The 21,919-nt window shown below is 74.5% G+C and carries 16 protein-coding genes and 1 pseudogene; 12 read left to right on the top strand and 5 right to left on the bottom strand.

Annotation, left to right across the window (positions count from 1 at the left end; translation table 11 throughout):
- Positions 1-193: 193 nt before the first annotated feature.
- On the bottom strand, positions 194-1,195 hold the full coding sequence (locus EV374_RS25215) for a hypothetical protein (protein ID WP_132239465.1): 1,002 nt from the start codon (positions 1,193-1,195) through the stop codon (positions 194-196).
- A 10-nt stretch (positions 1,196-1,205) separates the two neighbouring features.
- A complete protein-coding gene (locus EV374_RS25210; RefSeq protein WP_132239463.1) occupies positions 1,206-1,799 on the bottom strand; it encodes a hypothetical protein in 594 nt (197 codons plus the stop codon).
- Positions 1,800-2,091: 292 nt separating this feature from the next.
- Here EV374_RS25210 and EV374_RS25205 point away from each other — a divergent pair, with 292 nt between their 5' ends.
- The 8 genes from EV374_RS25205 to EV374_RS25170 all read left to right on the top strand — a co-directional run bounded on the left by EV374_RS25205 (position 2,092) and on the right by EV374_RS25170 (position 12,624).
- Complete coding sequence (locus tag EV374_RS25205; protein WP_132239461.1) at positions 2,092-3,582, top strand: catalase; 1,491 nt, start codon at positions 2,092-2,094, stop codon at positions 3,580-3,582.
- Positions 3,583-3,813: 231 nt separating this feature from the next.
- The gene (locus EV374_RS25200; RefSeq protein ID WP_132239459.1) at positions 3,814-6,459 is read left to right on the top strand and encodes a nitrate- and nitrite sensing domain-containing protein; all 2,646 of its coding nucleotides are present in this window, start codon (positions 3,814-3,816) and stop codon (positions 6,457-6,459) included.
- Positions 6,459-6,878 carry a roadblock/LC7 domain-containing protein gene (locus EV374_RS25195; RefSeq protein WP_132239457.1) on the top strand — a complete coding sequence of 140 codons (420 nt, stop codon included), beginning with the start codon at positions 6,459-6,461 and terminating at the stop codon, positions 6,876-6,878. Before EV374_RS25200 ends, EV374_RS25195 begins: the two co-directional genes overlap by 1 nt.
- Positions 6,868-7,257: a DUF742 domain-containing protein gene (locus EV374_RS25190; RefSeq protein ID WP_132239455.1), complete on the top strand. Its 390-nt coding sequence runs from the start codon at positions 6,868-6,870 to the stop codon at positions 7,255-7,257. The genes EV374_RS25195 and EV374_RS25190 overlap by 11 nt, the downstream gene beginning before the upstream one ends.
- A complete protein-coding gene (locus tag EV374_RS25185) occupies positions 7,238-7,840 on the top strand; it encodes an ATP/GTP-binding protein (RefSeq protein WP_132239453.1) in 603 nt (200 codons plus the stop codon). Before EV374_RS25190 ends, EV374_RS25185 begins: the two co-directional genes overlap by 20 nt.
- A 148-nt stretch (positions 7,841-7,988) precedes the next feature.
- Positions 7,989-9,026 carry a lactonase family protein gene (locus EV374_RS25180; protein WP_132239451.1) on the top strand — a complete coding sequence of 346 codons (1,038 nt, stop codon included), beginning with the start codon at positions 7,989-7,991 and terminating at the stop codon, positions 9,024-9,026.
- Between the two features lie 142 nt (positions 9,027-9,168).
- Entirely contained in the window at positions 9,169-10,929 is a 1,761-nt protein-coding gene (locus tag EV374_RS25175) for a substrate-binding domain-containing protein (RefSeq protein WP_132239449.1), read from the top strand.
- A 213-nt stretch (positions 10,930-11,142) separates the two neighbouring features.
- A complete protein-coding gene (locus EV374_RS25170) occupies positions 11,143-12,624 on the top strand; it encodes a sugar transferase (protein ID WP_132239447.1) in 1,482 nt (493 codons plus the stop codon).
- A gap of 12 nt (positions 12,625-12,636) precedes the next feature.
- On the opposite strand, the gene EV374_RS25165 is transcribed toward EV374_RS25170, so the two are convergent.
- Positions 12,637-13,767 carry a PP2C family protein-serine/threonine phosphatase gene (locus EV374_RS25165; RefSeq protein ID WP_132239445.1) on the bottom strand — a complete coding sequence of 377 codons (1,131 nt, stop codon included), beginning with the start codon at positions 13,765-13,767 and terminating at the stop codon, positions 12,637-12,639.
- Between the two features lie 57 nt (positions 13,768-13,824).
- Here EV374_RS25165 and EV374_RS25160 point away from each other — a divergent pair, with 57 nt between their 5' ends.
- Positions 13,825-14,397, top strand: a complete 573-nt coding sequence (locus EV374_RS25160; protein WP_486485946.1) for a MarR family winged helix-turn-helix transcriptional regulator — start codon at positions 13,825-13,827, stop codon at positions 14,395-14,397.
- Between the two features lie 91 nt (positions 14,398-14,488).
- Here EV374_RS25160 and EV374_RS25155 read toward each other — a convergent pair whose 3' ends face one another.
- The gene (locus EV374_RS25155) at positions 14,489-16,147 is read right to left on the bottom strand and encodes a PP2C family protein-serine/threonine phosphatase (RefSeq protein WP_486485945.1); all 1,659 of its coding nucleotides are present in this window, start codon (positions 16,145-16,147) and stop codon (positions 14,489-14,491) included.
- A 128-nt stretch (positions 16,148-16,275) separates the two neighbouring features.
- Complete coding sequence (locus tag EV374_RS25150) at positions 16,276-17,514, bottom strand: ROK family protein (protein WP_486485944.1); 1,239 nt, start codon at positions 17,512-17,514, stop codon at positions 16,276-16,278.
- A 75-nt stretch (positions 17,515-17,589) separates the two neighbouring features.
- Between EV374_RS25150 and xylA the strand changes: the two genes are divergently transcribed.
- From xylA to tnpB, 3 genes and pseudogenes are all read left to right on the top strand, one after another.
- Positions 17,590-18,777 carry a xylose isomerase gene (gene xylA, locus EV374_RS25145; protein ID WP_132239443.1) on the top strand — a complete coding sequence of 396 codons (1,188 nt, stop codon included), beginning with the start codon at positions 17,590-17,592 and terminating at the stop codon, positions 18,775-18,777.
- Positions 18,778-18,788: 11 nt separating this feature from the next.
- The gene (gene xylB, locus EV374_RS25140; RefSeq protein WP_132239441.1) at positions 18,789-20,276 is read left to right on the top strand and encodes a xylulokinase; all 1,488 of its coding nucleotides are present in this window, start codon (positions 18,789-18,791) and stop codon (positions 20,274-20,276) included.
- A gap of 310 nt (positions 20,277-20,586) precedes the next feature.
- A pseudogene (gene tnpB / locus EV374_RS25135) lies at positions 20,587-21,894 on the top strand (IS607 family element RNA-guided endonuclease TnpB); the annotation flags it as partial.
- Positions 21,895-21,919 lie beyond the last annotated feature (25 nt).

Genomic DNA, 21,919 nt, shown 5'->3' with positions numbered 1-21,919 from the left:
AGCTTCTTCGCTCCCTGCGGCCGGCGATCTCCACGGATCTCGAACACTGCAACCCCTGATCAGGTCAGGCGTTGCAACGATCCCTAGAACCCAAGCGGTATTGGAAGGGGCCCTTCCTTACACCGCTGTGGAGCGGTGGGCGTACGGAGGCGCCCCCGGCCGGTCGGCCGGGGGCGCCTGTGGGGAACCGGGGTCAGCGCCCGAGCACCCGGTCCAGGAAGTCGCGGTAGTGGCGGACGGCCATCCGGAGCTGTTCGGTGTCGGCGGAGCCGGCGTCCTGCCAGCCGCCCAGCTTGTTCTTCTGCGCGGACAGCGCCGAGGAGAGCGCCTGGATGGCCTCGTCGACCAGCGACTGGGCCTCCCCGGCCGCCGCGCGGGGATCGTCCACGAAGCGCAGCTGGACGTTGCGCCAGCGGTCCCGGAAGCCCTGCGCCGTCGCCGGGTCGAAGAGGGTGGCCGGTTCGGCGGCCACCGTCGCGCCCGCCGGCCGGTCGGTGCCGGCGGCCCCCAGTTCCCCGGTGGCCGGGCGCCCCGCCGGCGCGTGCTCGGCGTCCGGGTCGACCATCGAGGGCGTGGCACTGCCGTACCCGGCCGCCCCGGCCGCACCGCCCTCCGGGTCGCCGGCCCACCCGGTGACGTCGGCCCGGCGCTCGGGACGACCGTCGGCGGCGTCCGGCGGCAGCACCCCGGCGCCGTCCCGGCGGGCCAGCCGGTCGTCGGAACGGTCGTCGCCGAGCCCGACGGAACGGTGGAACTCGGCGGTCGGGTCCGCCCGGCGGCCCTCCCGGGGGCCGTCCACGGCACCGTCGCCCGGCCGCGCGGTCGACTCCGTACGCGGGTCGGGCTCGTCCTCCGGCAGGGGGCTGGCCAGGGCGGACGCGGCGACCGCGCCGCCGACGCTGCTGGCCCCGAAGGCGGTCGGCACCGGCCCCGGCTCGTGGAACCCGCCCTCGCGGTCGGCGTCCCGGTCGTCCGGCCGGCCCCGGCCGGCGTCCCGGCCGCGCGACGGCTCGTCGTCGCGGCCGGCCCGGTCGCGGTCGGCGACCGCCGGGTCGTCGAAGGTGCCCCGGTCGTCGAGGACGTCCTCGGGGACGTCGGCCCGGCCGGACCGGTCGCCCGGAGGCGGCACCGGCACCGGCTCGGAGCGGACGGCCTCGGGGTGCTCGTTGCCCACCCGCTGCTCTTCCTGGCGCATGGTCATCCTCCTAGCGGCTCGTGACGTCGTGCTGGCTGTCCGGGTCGTGCTGCGCGGGCGGTCGGGCTCCGACCGGCTCCTCGCCGAGCAGGTCTGCGAAGAGGGCGCGGTAGTGGACGACGGCCTGACGGAGCTCCTCGGTGCTTGCCTCGCCCCGGGAGTTACGCAGGTGGATGTCGTGGGCGTCGCGGTAGTGGCCGAGCGTGCGGGCGTGCTCGACGGAGAGGTGGGCGATCTGGTCGGAGAACTCGCCGGTGGGGTAGCCACGTTCCGCGATGAGCCGGGTGACCAGTTCGTCCGCCTCGCCCACGGTCTCGGCGGGGGAGTCGACGAAGCGGACCTGGAGCTCCTCCCACGCGGCGGAGTACCGGGCCCGGGACTCGGGGGCGAGGGGGGTCAGCGTGAGCTCCGCGTGGCGGCGCTCCCGCTCCCGCAGTTCCCGCTCGGCGGCGGTCCGGCTGTCCTGCTCGGTGACGGCACGGTCGTACTCGGGACCGAACCGCGACCGCAGCGCGCGGCGGCGGGCGTACGACCGGGCGGCCACGGCTACGGCCGCGATCACCAGCACGACGAGAACGATGACGACTATCTGCGTGGGCGACATGGCTCCTCCTTCGTCAGGTGGTATTCCCTCCGCTCACTGCCCGCCAATCCCGTTCCGGGGCACTTTCCTGACGAACCCGGACCCCGCTGCCCGACGGACCCGGCCCCCCCGCTGATTCCCCGCCCCGGCATGACGAGTCACACAGCGTGACCGGCCGCCAAAACTTGACTCGTTCCAGAAAGCGCGCTTGGGTGGGGTGATGCCGGTCGGATACTGCTGCTCGTTCGCCCCGGCCGGCGGACCGGCCGGGTGCGAGCTGACCGGGGACGACCGCGACCACAGGAGGAGAGCCATGAGCGACCCGCAGGCCAACAGGCCGATCCTCACCACCCGTCAGGGTCACCCCGTGCACAACAACCAGCAGCAGCGGACGGTCGGTTCGCGCGGCCCGGCGACGCTGGAGAACTACCACTTCCTGGAGAAGATCAGCCACTTCGACCGGGAGCGCATCCCGGAGCGGGTGGTGCACGCCCGCGGCTTCGTCGCGCACGGCGAGTTCGAGGCGTACGGGACGATCGGCGACCAGCCGGCGTCGACGTACACCCGGGCCAAGCTGTTCCAGACCAGGGGCAAGAAGACGCCGGTGACCATCCGCTTCTCCACCGTCATCGGCGGCCGGGACTCCTCCGAGGCGGCGCGCGACCCGCGCGGCTTCGCCGTGAAGTTCCGCACCGAGGACGGCAACTGGGACATGGTGGGCAACAACCTCCAGGTCTTCTTCATCCGCGACGCGATCAAGTTCCCGGACGTGATCCACGCGCTGAAGCCGGACCCGGTCACCTTCCGCCAGGAGCCGAACCGGATCTTCGACTTCATGTCGAACACGCCCGAGTCGATGCACATGCTGACCTGGCTCTTCTCCCCGTACGGCATCCCGAAGAACTACCGGACGATGCGCGGCTCCGGGGTGAACACCTACCGTCTCGTCAACGCCGAGGGCGAGGGCGTGCTGGTCAAGTTCCACTGGCTGTCCCAGCAGGGTGAGCACAACCTCACCCAGACCGAGGCGGACGCCATCCAGGCCACCGAGCTGGGTCACGCCTCGAAGGACCTCTACGAGGCGATCGAGCGCGGCGACCACCCGAAGTGGGAGCTCAACGTCCAGGTGATGAGCGACGACGAGCACCCGGAGCTGGACTTCGACCCGCTCGACGACACCAAGATCTGGCCGGCGGAGGACTTCCCCTACCTGCCGGTCGGCATGATGACGCTCAACCGCAACATCACCGACCACCACAACGAGAACGAGCAGATCGCCTTCGGCACCGGCGTGCTGGTCGACGGCATCGACTTCTCCGACGACAAGATGTTGATCGGCCGGACGTTCTCCTACTCGGACACCCAGCGTTACCGGGTCGGCCCGAACTACCTCCAGCTGCCGGTCAACCGGCCGCGCGAGGACGTGCGGGTCAGCACCAACCAGACCGGCGGCCAGATGTCGTACGGGGTGGACGACCGCGGCGCCAGCCCGCACATCAACTTCGAGCCGTCCTCGGTCGCCGGTCTGCGGGAGGCCGACGAGTCCTACCGGGAGTATCGTCCGTTCGTCTCGGGCCAGGTCATGAAGGCCCCGATCGAGCGGCAGAACAACTACTCCCAGGCCGGCCGGCGCTACCGCGAGATGGCCGACTGGGAGCGGGACGACCTGATCCTCAACCTCACCACCCTGCTGGCCCAGTGCGACAAGCACATCCAGGAGAAGATGGTCTGGCACTTCAGCCAGTGCGACGCCGACTACGGCCGCCGGGTCGCCGAGGGCCTCGGCATCTCCGTCGACGCCTGATCCGCACCACCGACGAACGCCCCGCCGGCCTCCCGGCGGGGCGTTCGTCGATCATGGACGTTCGTCCGGTAGGCCCGGCGCGACGGACGGTAGTGCATCGGGCGAGGATTACGTATCCTGCCCAAGGCGTCAGCCGGACCTGCCCGGCACCGCGGGCCGGAACAGTCCGACCGCGACGCTGCCCGGCCGGCGCCGGCGCCCCCACAGCCACACCTTTCGGGCGAGGTCTGATTGAACACCCGCGACTGGCCGATCCGCTCGAAGCTGACCGCACTGGTCGTCGTGCCGGTGACCGCGCTGCTGGCACTCTGGATCTTCGCCACCACGCTCACCTTCGGGCCCGCCCTCGATCTGCTCGCCGCCCGGACGCTCCTCTACGACCTCGGCCGTCCCGGCGAGACGGTGGTGGCGGAGCTGCAACGGGAACGCCGGCTCTCGGTGGTGCAGTTGGCGGGCGACAGCGACGCGCCGGGGCTCGCCGAGCAGCGGCAGCGGACCGACCGGGCGATCGCGGAGCTGCGCCGGCGGGTCGGCGGGGAGGAGCTGCGCGACGCCGCCGACGACATCCTCGACGCCCGGCTCGACCAGCTGGTCACCGCGCTGGACGCGCTGCCCGCCGGGCGGGGGTTCATCGACCGGCGGGCGGTGGACCGGGCCGGCGCGGTCGGGCTCTACAGCGGGATGATCAATTCGGCCTTCCAGGCGTTCTCCGCGATGGCCAACCTGCCCGACCGGGAACTCAACCGGCAGGCCCTGGCCGTCACCGGGCTCGGCCGGTCCCGGGAGCTGCTCGGGCAGACCGACGCCCTGCTCGCCGGGGCGTTCACCGCCGGCCGGTTCGCCGACGGCGAGCACCTCCAACTCGTGCAGACCGTCGGCAACCAGCGGTTCCTCGCCGAGACGGCGATCGCCGACCTGCCGGACGCCGAGCGTGCCGCGTTCCAGCGGCTGACCGAGGGGGCGGCCTTCAGCCGGCTGCGGGCGATGCAGGACGAGCTGGTGGGCGCCGGCTCCGCCACCCGGCCGACCGTGGACCCGAGGGCCTGGCAGGAGAACTACCAGGCGGTGCAGCAGGCGCTGCGGGAGTTCGAGCTGGCGCAGGCCGACGGGCTCGCCGAGCGGTCGGTGCCGTCGGCCGTACGCATCCTGGTCCGCCTCGGTGCCGCCGGGCTGCTGGGCCTGGCCGCCGTCGTGGTCTCGGTCCTCGTGTCGCTGCGGGTCGGCCGCAACCTCGCGCACCGGCTCTCCGGCGTACGCACGGCCGCGCTGGAGACGGCCGAGCACCGGCTGCCCGACGTGGTGGCCCGGCTGCGCCGGGGCGAGCAGGTCGACGTCGCCCGGGAGGCGCCCCCGCTGGAGTACGGCGGCGACGAAATCGGCCAGGTGGCGCGGGCGTTCACCGCGGTGCAGCGCACCGCCGTGCAGTCGGCCGTCGACGAGGTGACCCTGCGCCGGGGGCTCAACGAGGTGTTCCTCAACATCGCCCGGCGCAGCCAGGGGCTGGTGCACCGGCAGCTCGCGCTGCTCGACCGGATGGAGCGGCACACCGAGGACCCGGACGAGCTGGCGGAGCTGTTCCGCGTCGACCACCTCGCCACCCGGCTTCGGCGGCACGCCGAGGACCTGGTCATCCTGGCCGGCGCGGCCCCCGGGCGGGGCTGGCGCAACCCGGTCGCGACGGTCGACCTGGTCCGGGGCGCGATCTCCGAGGTCGAGTCGTACGACCGGGTCGACATCACCACCGTGGCACCCGCCGGCGTGCTGGGGCGGGCCGTCGGCGACGTGATCCACCTGCTCGCCGAGCTGATCGAGAACGCCACCGCGTTCTCGCCGCCCAAGACCCGGGTCGAGGTCTCCGGGCAGCACGTGGCGAACGGCTACGCGGTGGAGGTCACCGACCGGGGCCTGGGCATGTCCGCCGCCGCGCTGGAGGACACGAACCGGCGGCTGGCCCGCTCGCCCGACTTCGAACCCTCCGAGACCGCCCGCCTCGGACACTTCGTGGTGGCCCGCCTCGCCGCCCGGCACGGGGTCCGGGTGCGGCTGCGCCCGTCCGACGGCGGCGGGCTGACCGCCGTGGTGCTCATCCCCGCCGACCTGGTCACCGACGAGCCCTCCCTGCCCCCGACCGGCGGCCCGCCGATGGCGCCCCGACCCGGTCCGACATCGGAGGAGCGGCGGCTCGCCCGGGCGAGCCGGCTGGGCACGCTGCCCCGCCCGGCCCGCTCGACCGGGCCCGCCACGGCCCGCTCCGCCGGGGCTCCGGCCTCCTCCCGCGCCGCGCGCGCCGGCACGGGCCACGCGCGGCCGGGGCCGGCCGGGGTACCGTCCGGGGGCCTGCGGGACGGCGCGGCCCCCGCTGGCCCGGTCCCGAGTGGCGCGGCTGCCGATGGTCCGGCCCCGGGCGGCGCGGCCTCCGGTTCGGCCCCGGGCAGCGCGGCTGCCGGCGGTCCCGCCCCGGTCGACGCCGGGGAGGTCGACGGGCTGCCCCGTCGGGTACGCCGCCGGCCTCCGGCGGTCCGGCCCCGACACCCGGACACGACCGGGGAGCACTCCTCCCCCGGGGACGCCCCGGGGCGGCGGTCCGCGCTGGACGGCCCGACGCTGCGGCAACCGGTGATCGCCAGTCCCGCCCCGCGCAGCCCGGAGGAGGCGCGGCGGATCATGTCCGCCCTGCAGGCCGGCACCGCGCGTGGCCGCGCGGCGGCCACCGGGACGACCCCGCGACAGGCCGCGCCCGCCGCCGACCGGCCGGACCCGCCGCGTGCGGACCCGAGCCCGACGCCGGCCGACCCGCCGCGTGCGGACCCGAGCCCGACGCCGGCCGAGCAGCCGGCGGACACCGAACCCATGACCGCGACTGAGAGGGACGCCTGATGCATCCGACAAGGCAGAGCGCCGATCTCGACTGGTTGCTCGACGATCTGGTGGAACGGGTGCCGCCCGCCCGACAGGCGGTGGTGCTCTCGGCGGACGGGCTGCTGATCGGCTCCTCCGCCGGGATGGACCGTGCCGACGCCGAGCACCTGTCCGCGCTGGCGTCCGGCTTCTCCAGCCTGGCCCGGGGCGCGAGCCGGCAGGTGGCCGGCGGGGCGGTCCGGCAGACCGTGGTGGAGATGGAGTCCGCGTACCTCTTCGTCACCGCAGCCGGGCAGGGCGCCTGCCTGGCCGTGGTCGCCGACGCGGACGCGGACATCGGCCTCGTGGCGTACGAGATGGCGATGCTCGTCACCCGGGTCGGGGAGTACCTCAGCGCCCCGGCCCGGACGACGGCGGGGACCGCCGATGCGGGCTGAGTCGCCCGGGCCGCAGCACGAGTGGCTGGACGACGACGCCGGCCCGGTCGTACGGCCCTACACCCTCACCGGCGGCCGGGTCCGCTCGGGCGTGGTCGGCTTCGACCTGGTCGCGTACGTGCTGGCCGAGGCGGCCGCCGACCCGACCGTCCACCCGGAGCTGCACCCCGAGCACCGGCGCCTGGTGGAGCTGGCCGCCCGACCGGTCCCCGTCGCGGAGCTCGCGGTCGACCTCGACCTCGCGGTCGGCGTGGTCCGCGTGCTCCTCGGCGACCTGCTGTCGCGCGGGCTGGTCGCGGTGCACCAGCCGACGGCCGCCGCATACCTGCCCGACGACGACATCCTCAAGGCGGTGGTCAGTGGACTCCGTGCGTTATGACCGAAACGGATCCGACACCCGGATCCCGCTCGCGTTGAAGATCCTGATCGCCGGGGGGTTCGGCGCCGGCAAGACGACGCTGGTGAGCGCGCTCAGCGAGGTCCGGCCGTTGCAGACCGAGGAGGTGCTGACCGGTGCCGGCATCGGCACCGACGACCTCTCCGGCGTCGAGGCGAAGTCGACCACCACGGTGGCGATGGACTTCGGCCGGATCACGATCAACGACGACCTCCAGGTCTACCTCTTCGGCACCCCCGGCCAGGACCGGTTCTGGTTCCTCTGGGATGAGCTGGCGTTCGGCGCGCTCGGGGCCGTGGTGCTCGCCGACACCCGCCGACTGGCCGACTGCTTCCCGTCGATCGACTACTTCGAGCAGCGGGGCGTCCCGTTCGTGGTGGGGGTGAACTGCTTCGACGGCGCCCGCCGGTTCAGCCTGGAGTCCGTACGCCAGGCGCTGGACCTCGACCCCGACGTGCCGCTGGTGCTCTGCGACGCGCGGGACCGGCAGTCGGGCAAGGAGGTGCTGATCGCGCTGGTCGAGCACGTGGCCCGGCAGCGCGGCGAGCCCGTGCCGGCGGCCTGAGCCGGCGGCGGCCGACAGGCCTCTTCCGGCGGCCCGGCTGGCCTCTGCCGGCGGGCCGCCACGATTCGGTGGGGGTTTCGGGGCTAAGCGGGCGGCCCAGTGGGAACGCTGGTGGGATCGACGGAGGAATCGGCGGAAGGCGGACGCGGTGACAGGTCAGGGCGAGGTCGTCCACATCGGCGGCTACACGGCGCACAGCGGGGGCCGGGCCGCCGGCATCGTCGCGGCGCGGCGGGACCCCGTCTCCGGTGAGCTGACCCCGCTCGGCACCGTCGCGGTCACCCCCTCGCCCTCCTTCCTGGCCCGGCACCCGCGGCTGCCTGTGCTCTACGCGGTGAACGAGCTGCCCGACGGGCAGGTCAGCGCCTTCCGCGTCGGGGCCGACGGCGACCTGAGCCCGCTCGGTACCCGGCCCACCGGGGGCGCGGAGCCCTGCCACCTGGCGGTCGTCCCGGACGGCAGTCACCTCGTGGTGGCCAACTACGGCGGCGGCAGCGTGACGGTGTTCCCGCTCGACCCCGACGGGGTGCCCGGCGAGCGCAGCGACCTGGTGCAGCACGAGGGGCACGGGCCGGACCGGGAGCGCCAGGAGCGCGCGCACGCCCACATGGTGAACCCCGACCCGGACCGGGGGCCGCTGCTCGCGGTCGACCTGGGCACCGACTCGATCTACCGGTACGACCTGGACGCATCCTCCGGCCGGCTGGTGCCCCGGGCACCCCGGGTGCGCACGGCCGCCGGCGTCGGTCCCCGGCACCTGGCCCGGCATCCGGACGGGCGGCGCTGCTGGGTGGCGGGGGAGTTGGACGGTTCGGTGACCGCCTACGAGCTGACCGGCGACGGCGCGCTGCACCAGCGGGGCCGCGTCGAGGCCAGCGACCGCACCGGGCCCGTCCAGCCGTCGGAGATCGCGGTCGGCCCGGACGGACGCTTCCTCTACGTCGCCAACCGGGGAGTGGGCACCGTCGCGGTCTTCGCCGTCGCCGGCGAGCTGCCGGAGCTGGTCGCCGAGGTGGACACGGGCGGGGAGTGGCCGCGGCACTTCGCCCTGGCCGGGGAGCACCTCTACGTCGCCGACGAGCGGGCCGACATGATCCGGGTCCTCCGGGTGGACGTGGGCACCGGCGTTCCGGCCCCGGTCGGGGAGCCGGTGGCTGTGACGTCCCCCACCTGCGTGCTGCCCTGACCAGCCAACATCTCCGCGCCATCGACGCGACGGGGCGGCATAATCACCCACCGTAGCAATTTGGTGATCAACTATTTCTCCTGCGTAACTTTCGTCCGAACGGCCCGTGGCAGTCGTCCCGACAGGTCCGCAAGATGGTCCCGTGTCAGCAGGCCGCCATCGCATGCGTACGAATTTCCACGCAGCCACCGCCGCCGCTGCCGTGGGCGTCCTCGCCGTCACGGCCGGCGGCTGGTTCGGCTACCAGCAGCTGGCGCAACCGAACTGCTCAGGCCGGACCGAGCTGTCCGTCGCGGTCGCGGCCGAGCTCGCCCCGGCGGTCGACGCCGCCGCCGCGCGCTGGATGAAGGACGGTGCCGCGGTGGGCGGCACCTGCATCGCGGTGAACGTCACGGCGTCCGATCCGGTCGACGTGGCCGCGACGGTCGCCGCCAAGCACGGCGTCACCCTGGCCGGCGTGGGGCAGGCCAGCGGCACCTCGGTCAGTCCGGACGTCTGGGTGCCCGACTCCTCCACGTGGCTGCTGCGGCTCAAGACCGGTGGCGCCACCGCCTTCGAGCCGGGCAACGGGGCGTCCATCGCCCGCAGCCCGGTGGTCGTGGCGATGCCGGTGCCGATCGCCACCCGGCTCGGCTGGCCGCAGAAGAAGTTCAGCTGGACCCAGCTCCTGCAGCAGGTGCAGAGCGACAAGCCGTTGCGCACCGGGATCGTCGAGCCGACCCGCGACGCCGCCGGCCTGTCCGGCCTGCTCTCGCTGACGGCCGCCGCCAGCGCCTCCGGCGGCCCCGACGCGGAGAAGGAGAAGGTGGCCGCGCTGCGGGCGCTCGCCACCGACCGCTCGGCGCTGCGGCCGGACCTGCTCGCCCGGTTCCCCACCGCCTCGGATCCCACGACGATCGCGAGCAGCCTGGGTGCGGCGGCGCTCTCGGAAGAGGACGTGATCCAGTACAACAGCAAGAAGCCGCCGGTGCCGCTGGCCGCGCTCTACCTGGAGCCGGCGCCCGCGCCGCTGGACTACCCGTACGCGGTGCTGCCCGGCATCGAGCCGGCCAAGGCGGCGGCGGCGAGGGTGCTCTACGAGGTGCTCGTCACCGACGACTTCCGGGACCAGTTGGCGGGCCGGTCGCTGCGCGCGCCGGACGGCAACTGGGGCGCGGGCTTCGACGCTCCGCAGGGCGCGCCCAGCCCGGCCGGCGGCGCGCCCGCCCCGCCGCCCAACGGCGGCGGATCGGCTCCGGGCGGGCTCGACCCGCAGGCCATGGAACGCGCCGTCTCCAGCTGGTCGATCGCCACCCAGTCCGGCCGGATGCTCGCCGTCATCGACGTCTCCGGGTCGATGAAGGAGAAGGTGGCCAACGCCGGCAACGCGACCCGGCAGCAGGTCACCGTCGAGGCGGCCCGGCGCGGGCTGAACCTCTTCGACGACTCCTGGTCGATCGGTCTCTGGACGTTCTCCACGCAGCTGGTGGGCCCCCGCGACCATCGGGAACTGCTCACCATCGGGCCGCTGTCCCGCCAGCGCGGCAAGCTGGAGCAGTCCCTGGGCTCGATCCGCTCGTCGAACGGTGACACCGGCCTCTACGACACGGTGCTGGCGGCGTACCAGGAGGTGCAGGACAACTGGGAGCCCGGCCGGGTCAACTCGATCGTGCTGTTCACCGACGGCAAGAACGAGGACTCCGACGGCATCACGCAGCAGAAGCTCCTGGCCGAGCTGAACAAGCTCAAGGACCCGGAGCGGCCGGTGCAGGTCGTGATCATCGGTATCGGCAGCGACGTGAGCAAGGCCGAGCTGAAGTCGATCACCGACGTCACCGGCGGAGGTGCCTTCGTCACCGAGGACCCGACCAAGATCGGCGACATCTTCCTCAAGGCGATCGCGCTGCGCAAGGCTCCGGCCTGAGCCGCAACGCAGCGCGGAGCGCACCCGCCGCACGGGATCCGGTGCCGTGGGCCCTTTCCCCGCAAGGGGTTCCTCGGGGAAAGTAGTGACGGTAATGCGTCCGAAGCAATCGGCGAGCGGGGTTGTCGGGGCACGATGTCCTGGTGCCCCTACGGCCGGCCCACGACCCGGGCCCGGCGTACGGGCCGTCGGCGACCGAAGTGGGGAGGGCCGGTGACCTCAGCGACGCTGTTGACCCCCGCCAGCACGTCGTCGAGATCGGACGAACCACGGCCAGGGCCGGCCCGCACCCGCGAGCGTGCCTACGTCCGCTCCCTGGTGGTGCTGGACACCACCGTCCTGACCATCGCCGTGCTCGTCGGGTACGTCGCCCGGTTCGGCGACGACGCCCCCGGCGGATCGAAGATCCCGTACGTCCTGGTCGCCCCCGGGCTGGTCCTCGCCTGGCTGGTCTCGCTGCGGGTGCTGCGCTGCTACGACGACCGCGTCCTCGGCTACGGCGCCGACGAGTACCGGCGGGTCGGCACCGCCAGCCTGCGCCTCGCCGGCGGCATCGCGATCGCCGGCTACATCGCCGACGTGGGCGTCTCCCGGGGATTCCTCGGCATCTCGTTCGCCGTCGGCATGCTCGGCCTGGAGCTGGCCCGGTTCGCCGCCCGCAAGCGGCTGCACCGGGCGCGCTCCGAGGGCGCCGGCTGGTCGCGCAAGGTGCTGGTGGTCGGCGACACCGCGCACGTGCTGGAGCTGGTGCACACCCTGCGGCGCGAGCCGTACGCGGGCTACCAGGTGGTCGGGGCCTGCATCCCGGACGCGCTGCTCGCCCCGGTCGCGCAGCGGCTGGGCGACGTGCCGGTGGTCGGTTCGTTCCGGGGCATCCCCGAGGCGGCCACCGCCATCGGCGCGGACACCGTCGCGGTGACCGCCTCCGGCGAGCTGACCGCCACCCGCCTGCGCCGGCTGGGCTGGCAGCTGGAGGGCACCGGCATCGACCTGGTGGTGGCCCCGGCGCTGACCGATGTCGCCGGCCCGCGCATCCACACCCGGCCGGTCGCCGGCCTGCCGCTGATCCACGTCGAGGCGCCCGAGTTCCGCGGGGCCCGCAAGCTGGTCAAGGGCTTCGTCGACCGGGCCGTCTCGTCGGTGGCGCTGACGCTGCTGCTGCCGCTGCTGGCCGCCATCGCGCTGGCGATCAAGGTCGACAGCCGGGGGCCGGTGCTGTTCCGGCAGACCCGGGTCGGGCAGGGCGGGCGGGAGTTCGGCGTCTACAAGTTCCGCACCATGGTGGTCAACGCCGACGCCCTGCTGGCCGCGCTGGCCGTCCGCAACGAGACCGACGGCCTGATGTTCAAGATGCGCGACGACCCGCGGGTGACCCGCATCGGGCGGCTGCTGCGCAAGTGGTCGCTGGACGAGCTGCCGCAGCTGGTCAACGTCCTCCTCGGGCACATGAGCCTGGTCGGCCCCCGCCCGCCGCTGCCCTCGGAGGTGGCCCGCTACGACGGCGACGTGGCCCGCCGGCTGCTGGTCAAGCCGGGCATGACCGGCCTCTGGCAGGTGAGCGGCCGCTCCGACCTGAGCTGGGAGGACGGCATCCGGCTCGACCTCTACTACGTGGAGAACTGGTCGCTCGCGGCCGACCTGACGATCCTCTGGAAGACCTTCGGCGCGGTGGTCAACAGCCGCGGGGCGTACTGAGCGGCCGGACGCTCAGTCCTGCGGGCCCGTCCAGTCCAGGCACACCACCACCGCGTCGTCGGTCAGGTCGCCGGCGACGAACGCGCGCAGGTCGCCGATCAGCGAGCGGACGGCGTCCAGCGGCTCCATCGGTCCGGTCCGGCGCAGGAACCGGTCGAGCGCGGTCTCGCCGTACCGGACGTCCTGCCCGGTGGCCTCGATGACGCCGTCGCTGACCACGAAGAGCCGGTCGTCGCGGCACAGCTCGAAGTGCTGCTCCCGGTAGTCGGTGGCCTCGAACATGCCAAGCGGGAACTGCGCTTCCAGCGGCAGCTCCCGGACCTGCCCGTCGCGCAGCAGCACGAGGCGGGGCGACCCGGCGTCGACCACGGTGAGGTGCCCCGATCGCAGGTCCAGCTCCATCAGCAGTACCGCGAGGTGCTGGTCCCCCCGGTGCAGGTCGTAGACCGCCTGGTCGGCGAGGGCCGCCTGGTCGGCGAGGGCGAGCCCGGACCGGCGGGCGTTGCGCAGCGCGTGGGTGGTGAGCGAGGTGAGCATGGCGGCGGCCACCCCCTCACCCGTGCCGTTGATGGTCGCCAACCAGACCCGGCTGCCGTCGTCGGACCAGTCGAAGCTGTCGCCGCGTACCGCGTACGCCGGTTCCAGCTGCCCGGCGAGGCTGAACGACGGGCGGGTCCGGCTGCGGCCGGGAAGCAGCTCCCACTGCATCTCGGCGGCGAGGGTGAGCCGCCTGCTACGCCGCGCGCTCCGGTACACGTCCGTGCCGTCGGTGACCGCGGCGATCTCATGGGCGAGCGCGGTGGCGATCTCCGTCAGCTCGTCGAGGGCGGCCGGCCGGGCCGGCGAGGGGGTCACCACCAGCACGCCGCGGCGTTCCCCGCGCATGGACACCGGGAGGTATCCGGTGCCGTCGGCGACGATCGGGGTCTGGTGGTCGAAGCAGCGCCAGGCCGGATGCCCCGGCGCGGTGACGGGCTCGTCCCCGACGAGCGGCAGCAGGGCCGCCAGCCGGTAGTCGACCTGGAGCAGTTCCACGCGGGCGATCCCGTAGTCCGCGGCCAGGACGCCGGCGATCCGGTCCAGCAACAGGTCGGCGGGCGCCTCATTGAGGGCGCGCCGTGCCCGGTTGACCGGTTCGCTCATCATCGCTCCTTCGTCACGAGCCCAGACGTGGGGATTCGGAGTAGTCTCGGCCCCACCATGGCGGAACTGCACGGTCCCTCCGGACCCGAGACGAGTATGGCGGTCGAGCTCGACGCGGTGGCCGATGCCCTGCTGACGGTCTGGGAGGCCGCGCGGGAGCGGACGACCAGCCGGGTCTCCGGCGCGCAGTTGCGCGCGATCATGCTGGTCGAGCAGCACGAGGGCATCAACCTCCGCCGCCTGGCCACCGGGCTCGACATGCTGCTCTCCTCCGCCAGCCGGCTCTGCGACCGCCTGGTGGCGGCGGGCATGCTGGAACGGGAGCCCGGCCGGTTCGACCGGCGGGAGATCTCGCTGCACCTCACCCCGGAGTCCCGCCGGCTCCTCGCCGAGCTGCGGGACGACCGGCGCCAGCAGCTCGCGGCGATCCTGGCCGACATGACCGCCGAGGGGCGGCAGGCTCTGCTGCGGGGCATGCGGGAGTTCGACGAGGCGGCGCGGCACCGGAACGCCTCCGTGCAGTCCGTCGAGGCGGCGGGACCCTGGTCGGCGGTGCCGCGGGAGCGTCCGGTCGGCCTACCGGCGCAGGAGCGGCCGGGGAACGAGCCACGGGTGGCCAGGACGGCCTGATCCGGCCGGAGTGGGCCCCGGTTTCCGTCGACGGGGCCCGCCGAAGGATCGGGCGCGGCCGGCGGGCGCCCGGCCGCGACGGTTCGGCCGGTCAGGGCGCTGCCGCCGCGACGACCAGCATCGCGATGTCGTCCTGGCTCTGCCCGTCGAGCCACTCGTCGACGGCATCGAGGAGCCGGTCGACCAGCGCGGCCGGGGCCAGCCCGGCGGCCGAGGCCAGCGCCGCGCGCAGCCGTTCCTCGCCGAACATCTCCTGGCCGCCGGGGCCACCGCGCGCCTCCACGACCCCGTCGGTGTACGCGAGCAGCAGCTCGCCGGGGCCGAGGCACAGCTCCGCCTCGGTGAACCGGGCGGCGGCCAGTGCGCCCACCGGCATCCCGCCGACCGCGACCGGGGCGACCCCACCGTCGGCGCGGACCAGCAGCGGGGACGGGTGGCCGCCGCCGGCGATCCGGACGGTGCACCCGCCGCCGGGCGCGGCGTGGAGGGTGCCGAGCAGCAGGGTGGTGAACTGGCTGCGGCGGGCCGCGTCCGGGGAGTCGAAGAGCGCCTGGTTGAGCAGCCGCATCAACTCCAGCGGCCGCTGCTCGACCAGGCGCAGGGTCCGCAGGGACTGGCGGACCCGCCCGGTGAGGACGGCCGCGCCGACGCCCTTGCCGGCCACGTCCCCGAGGGCGAAGATCGCGCCCCGGGGGATGGGGAAGACGTCGTAGAAGTCGCCGCCGATGCGCAGCCGGTCCCCGGCCGCCCGGTACCCGCCGGCGAGGGTGGCGCCCGGCACGGCCGGCAGGTCGGACGGGAGCAGGCTGTTCTGCAACACCCGGGCCAGGTGGACCTGTTCGCCGTAGAGTTCGGCGGCGCCGAGGGCCGCGCCCGCGCGGGCGGCGAACTCCCGGGCCAGCTCGATGTCGCGCCCGGCGAAGCCGGCCCGCCCGGCGCGCCGGACCAGCACCAGGGCGCCGGTGGTGCGCCCGGCGCCCCGCATGGGGCTGACCAGCACGGTGCCGGGCCGGCCGAAGCCGGGCGGAAGCACGGTGGACAGGCCGGCCGTCTCCTGGTCCGGCCACGGGGCCGGGTTGGCCGCGTGCCCGGCCAGCGCCTCGGCCAGGCCGGGCAGCGAGTCGGTCAGCGACCAGGTCGCCAGCCCGGTCGCCGGGGCGGGATCCACCCCGTCGTACCGGATCCAGTGCGGCTGGCCCTCCGCGGGCGGGGGCGGCAGGTGGACCACCATGGCCAGGTCGGCCAGGTAGGGCACGGGCAGGGTCGTGGCGGTCCGCAGCGTCTGCTCGCGCTGGAGGGACAGCCCGAGGCGGCTGCCGGCCTGGGCGAGGAACGTGGTCCGGGACCGCTCGACGTCGAGCGCCTCGGCGCGCGCGTGTTCCTCGGTGACGTCCCGCACGTACCAGGCGTGCCGCCCGTCGGCCAGGTCGCGTCGTACGCCCCGCAGCCGGCGACCGCCGTGTTCGACGTCGAAGCTGTCCGCTCCGGCCCCCGCCGACCGGGCCACGGCCGGTATGGGACAGGTGCGCAGGTCCGTGCCGGGCACGAGCTCGGGGAGCAGGGCGGCCGCCGTCGCGTTGACCAGGGTCACCAGCCCCGTCCGGTCGGTCGTCACGACCGCCTCCGTGAGCCCGTCGAGCACCTCCCGGGTCAGCCGGGAGTCGACCGGGTGCGCGGGGCCGGGGGAGATGCGGCCGGGCCGCCCGCCCTCGGCCGGGCACGTGCCACCGCCTCCGGGAACGGTGGTCACCGCCGCTCGCCGGGCGCCCCGGTCGGTCGACCTGTGCGCATGCTGGTCGTGCTCTCCTCGGATGGGGGGTCGTTGCCTTGGGACAAGCGTACCGAGGCGCGGCGACGCCGCCGTCGGGGGAATCCGGCTCAGGCCGCCCGGGCCAGCCAGCCGGCGGGGCGCGCCAGGATCCGGCGTACCACCGAACCGGCCCCGCCGACCGCCGCGGCGGCGGCGCCGAGGGACGCCGGGCGGACGGTGACCGGCGACCAGGCCGCGGTGAGCACCCGCCGGGAGATCTCGGCGAGCACCGGCGGGCGCAGCCACGGCGCCAGCGGGGCGTACCCGCCGCCGAGCACCACGGTGTCCAGGTCCAGCAGGTTCACCACGCCGGCGACGGCGACCCCCAGGGCGGTCCCGGCGTCGGCCAGGGCCCGCAGCGCGCCCGGGTCGCCGGCCCCGGCCAGCTCGGCCAGCCGGGTCGTCGCGGTGTCCGCCGGCAGGTCCGCGCCGGCGAGGCCGGCCGCGGCGAGGATCGCCTCCTGACCGGTGTACGTCTCCAGGCAGCCCCGCCCGCCGCACCGGCAGGGCGGGCCGTCGGGCCGGATCGGGAGGTGACCGATCTCCCCGCTCCAGCCACGCGCGCCCCGGAACAGGGCTCCGTCGAGCACGATCCCGGCACCGATGCCGACCTCGCCGGAGATGTGCAGGAAGCTGGCCCGGCCCGCCGGCCCGGCGTGCAGCTCGCCCAGCGCGGCGAGGTTGGCCTCGTTGTCGACCACCAGCGGCGGTACGCCGTCGACGTGCGCGGTCAGCGGCGGCCCCTCGGCGAGCAGCGCGGGGACGGGCACGTCGCGCCAGCCCAGGTTCGGGGCGAGACGGACCAGGCCGGCGTCGTCGACCAGGCCGGGTACCGCGAGGGCGGCGCCGGCCAGGGTGAGCCCCTCGCGGGCGGCGTCGGCGTGGGCGCGGGCGGCCAGGTCGGCCAGTCGGGCGAGCGCCTCGGCGGGGGAGAGGGGCCGCAGGTCGGCGCGGTGCACGGTGTGGTGGCGGACCTGGCCGGCGAGGTCGACCACGCAGGCGGCCAGGTAGTCGACGTTGACCTCCAGGCCGAGCCCGGCCGGACCCTCTGTGGCGAGCACCAGGCCCCGCGAGGGCCGTCCCGCGCCGGTCCGGGGCGTCGGCTCCGACTCGGCGACCAGCCGGCCGGCGAGCAGGTCCTCCACCACGGCCGAGACGGTGGCCCGGGTGAGGCCGGTGCCGGCGGCCAGCTCGGCCCGGGAGGGCGGGCGGTCGGCGGCGGCGATCCGGCCGAGCACCACGGCGAGGTTCCACTCGCGCAGGCTGCCCTGCCGCACCGGGCCGGGCGGGGCGTCGGGTCGGGTCACCCCTTGACACTGCCACAGGCCCGCCAAATAATTCAACCACTGAACAAATAGCGGACGACACCTCGGAGGTCTGCCATGGCACCCCGTCCCACCCCCGCCGACAAGTTCTCCTTCGGCCTCTGGACGGTGGGCTGGCAGGCCCGCGACCCGTTCGGCGACGCCACCCGCCCCGAGCTGGACCCGGTCGAGGCGGTGCACCGGCTCGCCGGGCTGGGGGCGTACGGGATCACGTTCCACGACGACGACCTGGTGCCCTTCGGCGCGGACGCCGCCACCCGCGACCAGCACGTGGCCCGCTTCCGCAAGGCACTCGACGAGACCGGCCTGGTGGTCCCGATGGTGACCACCAACCTCTTCACCCACCCCGTCTTCAAGGACGGCGGCTTCACCAGCAACGACCGCGACGTCCGGCGCTACGCGCTGCGCAAGGTGCTGCGCAACGTCGACCTCGCCGCGGAGCTGGGCGCCCGCACCTTCGTGATGTGGGGCGGCCGGGAGGGCGCCGAGTACGACCTCGCCAAGGACGTGCGGGCCGCGCTGGACCGCTACCGGGAGGCCGTCGACCTGCTCTGCCAGTACGTCGTCGACTCCGGCTACGACCTGCGCTTCGCCATCGAGCCCAAGCCGAACGAGCCGCGCGGCGACATCCTCCTGCCCACCGTCGGGCACGCCCTGGCCTTCATCTCCACCCTGGCCCGCCCCGAGCTGGTCGGGCTCAACCCGGAGGTGGGGCACGAGCAGATGGCCGGCCTGAACTTCGCCCACGGCATCGCCCAGGCGCTCTGGCAGGGCAAGCTGTTCCACATCGACCTCAACGGCCAGCGCGGCGTCAAGTACGACCAGGACCTCGTCTTCGGCCACGGCGACCTGCTCAACGCGTTCGCCCTGGTCGACCTGCTGGAGCACGGCGGCCCCGGCGGCGGACCCGCCTACGACGGCCCTCGGCACTTCGACTACAAGCCCTCGCGCACCGAGGACATGACCGGCGTCTGGGCGTCGGCGGAGGCGAACATGCGCACCTATCTGCTGCTCAAGGAGCGGGCGGCGGCGTTCCGGGCCGACCCGGAGGTGGCCGAGGCGCTGGCCGCGAGCCGGGTCGCCGACCTGGGCACGCCGACGCTGGCGCCGGGCGAGGGCTACGCCGACCTGCTCGCCGACCGGTCCGCGTTCGAGGAGTTCGACGTCGACACCGTCGCCGCCAAGGGCTTCGGCTTCGTCCGGCTCAACCAGCTCGCCGTCGAGCACCTGCTCGGCGCCCGCTGAGGCCGCCGGCGATGCCGATCGTCGCGGGGGTGGACTCCTCGACCCAGTCCTGCAAGGTCGTCGTCCGGGACGCGGAGACCGGCGCCCTGCTCCGGCAGGGCCGGGCGCCGCACCCGGACGGCACCGAGGTCGACCCGGCGGCGTGGTGGTCCGCGCTGGGCGCGGCGGTCGACGCCGCCGGCGGGCTGGCCGACGTGGCGGCGGTCTCCGTCGCCGGCCAGCAGCACGGCATGGTGTGCCTCGACGAGGCGGGTGACGTGGTCCGGCCGGCGCTGCTGTGGAACGACACCCGCTCCGCCGGGGCCGCCGCCGAGCTGGTCGAAGAGGCCGGCGGCGGGGAGACCGGCCGCCGGTTCTGGGCCGAGGCGGTGGGCAGCGTGCCGGTCGCCAGCTTCACCGTCACGAAGCTGCGCTGGCTGGCCCGGCACGAGCCGGAGCGCGCGGCCCGGGTGGCGGCGGTCTGCCTGCCGCACGACTGGCTGACCTGGCGGCTGGCGGGCGCGCCGGGCCTGCCGGCGCTGCGTACCGACCGGGGCGACGCCAGCGGCACCGGCTACTGGTCCCCGGCCACCGGCGACTACCGCCTCGACCTGCTGGAGCGGGCGTTCGGCCGGCGGCCGCACGTGCCGACCGTGCTCGGCCCGGCGGAACCGGCGGGCGCCGTACGCCCGGACGCCTTCCGGGTCGGCCCGGGGCTGCCCCACGGCGACTCGACGCCGCACGGCGGCCGGCTGCCCGACGGGGCGGTGCTCGGCCCCGGCACGGGGGACAACGCCGCCGCCGCGCTCGGCGTCGGCGCGGGCCCCGGCGACGTGGTCGTGTCGATCGGCACCTCCGGCACCGTGTTCAGCGTCGCCGATTCCCCGGCGGCCGACGGAAGCGGCGCGGTCGCCGGATTCGCCGACGCCACCGGCCGCTTCCTGCCCCTGGTCTGCACGCTCAACGCCGCCCGGGTGCTCGACGCCGCCGCGTCGATGCTCCGGGTCGACCTGACCGAGCTGGCCGAGCTGGCGCTGGCCGCCCCCGCCGGCGCGGACGGGCTGGTCATGGTGCCCTATTTGGAGGGCGAGCGGACGCCCGACCGGCCGCGGGCGAGCGGCGCCCTGCACGGGCTGACCCTGCGCACCTCGACGGCGGCGCACCTGGCGCGCGCCGCCGTCGAGGGGCTGCTCTGCGCCCTCGCCGACGGCCTCGACGCGCTCACCGCCCAGGGCGCCACCGTGCGCCGGGTGATCCTGGTCGGCGGGGGCGCCCGCTCGGCGGCGGTGCGCCGCATCGCGCCGCAGGTCCTCGGCGTGCCCGTGGTCGTCCCGCCGCCCGGCGAGTACGTCGCCGACGGCGCCGCCCGCCAGGCCGCCTGGGTCGCCCTGGGCGGCGCGGCGCCCCCCACGTGGTCCGTCCACGGCACCGAGGAGTACGCCGCCGCCCCCGTCCCCGCCATCCGCCAGCGGTACGCCGCCGCCCGCGAGCACTTCCTCGACCGGGTCGACGGGAGGTAGCAACTGCTGGCGCGTCAGTCGTCTTCAATGCTTACTAATTGACCATGGTTGGCGGTGTGAACCTGAAGGAGTGGGCGGCTGCCACCGGGTATCTCGTACGCGCCCGCGCGTCGGCGCTACGAGTCCGGCAAGCTGCCTGTTCCTTCGTACAGGCTGGGCCGCCTGATCATGGTCGGGGAACCGCTAACCGGCGCGATGGTCGAGGTCGGGCAGGCGGTGGTGTACGCCCGGGTGTCGTCAGCCGACCAGGAGGCGGACCTGGGTCGCCAGGTCGCCCGGGTCGCCACCTGGGCCACCGGTCAGAGCGCACGCCGGGGCCGCTCGGGTCGCGCACAACTGGGCACTGGCCCGGGTGAAGGCGGTCATGGACCAGCGCGTGGCCGAGCGTTCCTACGGCGTGTCGGACGAGCAGTTGACCCCGTCGCCGTCGTGGTCCCTCGCTGGGCTGCGCAAGGCGTGGAACGTGGCCAAGCCCGACGTCGCGCCGTGGTGGGGCGAGGTGTCCAAGGAGGCGTTCAACACCGGCCTCGACGCCCTCGCGCGCGGCCTGAAGAACTGGTCTGACTCCCGTAAGGGCACACGGGCCGGACGCCCGGTCGGGTTTCCCCGGTTCAAGTCTCGCCGCCGCACCACCCCGTCGGTGCGGTTCACCACCGGTGCGATTCGGGTCGAGCCTGACCGGACGCACGTCGTGCTGCCCCGGCTGGGGCGGTTGAAGCTGCACGAATCCGCCCGTAAGCTGGCCCGCTGCTTGGACAACGGCACCGCGCGGATCATGTCTGCCACAGTGCGCCGTGATGCCGGCCGGTGGCACGTGTCGTTCACCGTCGAGATCGAACGTGCCAAACGCATCCCGGCCCGGCCGAAGACGGTGGTCGGCGTGGACGTCGGGATCACGCACCTCGCGGTGCTGTCCACCGGCGAACTCGTACCGAATCCGCGCTACCTGGTAAACGCGCAGCAGCGGATGCGCTCGCTGGGCCGATCCCTGTCGCGCAAGACTGGCCCGGACCGGCGCACCGGACGGCAGCCGTCGAAGCGGTGGGAACGAGCGGCGGCCCGACTCGGCCGGGCGCATACCCGGGTGGCGAACCTGCGCCGTGACGGCCTGCACAAACTCACCACCCAACTCGCCACGACGCACGGCACGATCATGGTCGAAGATCTCAACGTGACCGGGATGCTGCGCAATCGGCGGCTCGCCCGGCACATCGCCGACGCCGGATTCGCGGAGATCCGCCGCCAGTTGGCGTATAAGACCGGATGGAACGGCGGCCGGCTGCTGCTGGCCGACCGCTGGTATCCGTCCAGCAAGACCTGCTCGGGCTGCGGCGCGGTGAGAACCAAGCTCGCCCTGCACGAGCGCAAATACACCTGCGAGGCATGCGGCCTGGTCATCGACCGGGACCGCAACGCCGCTCTGAACCTGGCCGCCCTGGCGGCTGAGTACGACACCGCCGGGAGTGGCCCGGTGGCAGCACGTGGAGCCGATCAGAAGACCCGCACATGCGGGCAGGTGGCCGTGAAGCGTGAACCCGGCACGACGCCAGTCGGTCAGACCGGGACCGTCCTACCGCAAGGCAGGACTATCGATCGTGTGCGCACTAAAGCGCACTGAAAGGTAACGGTAAAGGACTGTACGG

It is taken from the genome of Micromonospora sp. CNZ303 (assembly GCF_004345505.1).
The sequence above is the reverse complement of the archived record's forward strand: the minus strand, read 5'-3'. Positions and strand labels throughout refer to the sequence as shown.

What these genes read in the sequence shown, in the direction of transcription:
- EV374_RS25215 (WP_132239465.1), bottom strand. Translation starts at nt 1,195, where the DNA reads ATGCGCCAGGAAGAGCAGCGGGTGGGCAACGAGCACCCCGAGGCCGTC.
- EV374_RS25210 (WP_132239463.1), bottom strand. Translation starts at nt 1,799, where the DNA reads ATGTCGCCCACGCAGATAGTCGTCATCGTTCTCGTCGTGCTGGTGATC.
- EV374_RS25205 (WP_132239461.1), top strand. Translation starts at nt 2,092, where the DNA reads ATGAGCGACCCGCAGGCCAACAGGCCGATCCTCACCACCCGTCAGGGT.
- EV374_RS25195 (WP_132239457.1), top strand. Translation starts at nt 6,459, where the DNA reads ATGCATCCGACAAGGCAGAGCGCCGATCTCGACTGGTTGCTCGACGAT.
- EV374_RS25190 (WP_132239455.1), top strand. Translation starts at nt 6,868, where the DNA reads ATGCGGGCTGAGTCGCCCGGGCCGCAGCACGAGTGGCTGGACGACGAC.
- EV374_RS25165 (WP_132239445.1), bottom strand. Translation starts at nt 13,767, where the DNA reads ATGAGCGAACCGGTCAACCGGGCACGGCGCGCCCTCAATGAGGCGCCC.
- EV374_RS25160 (WP_486485946.1), top strand. Translation starts at nt 13,825, where the DNA reads ATGGCGGAACTGCACGGTCCCTCCGGACCCGAGACGAGTATGGCGGTC.
- xylA (WP_132239443.1), top strand. Translation starts at nt 17,590, where the DNA reads ATGGCACCCCGTCCCACCCCCGCCGACAAGTTCTCCTTCGGCCTCTGG.
- xylB (WP_132239441.1), top strand. Translation starts at nt 18,789, where the DNA reads ATGCCGATCGTCGCGGGGGTGGACTCCTCGACCCAGTCCTGCAAGGTC.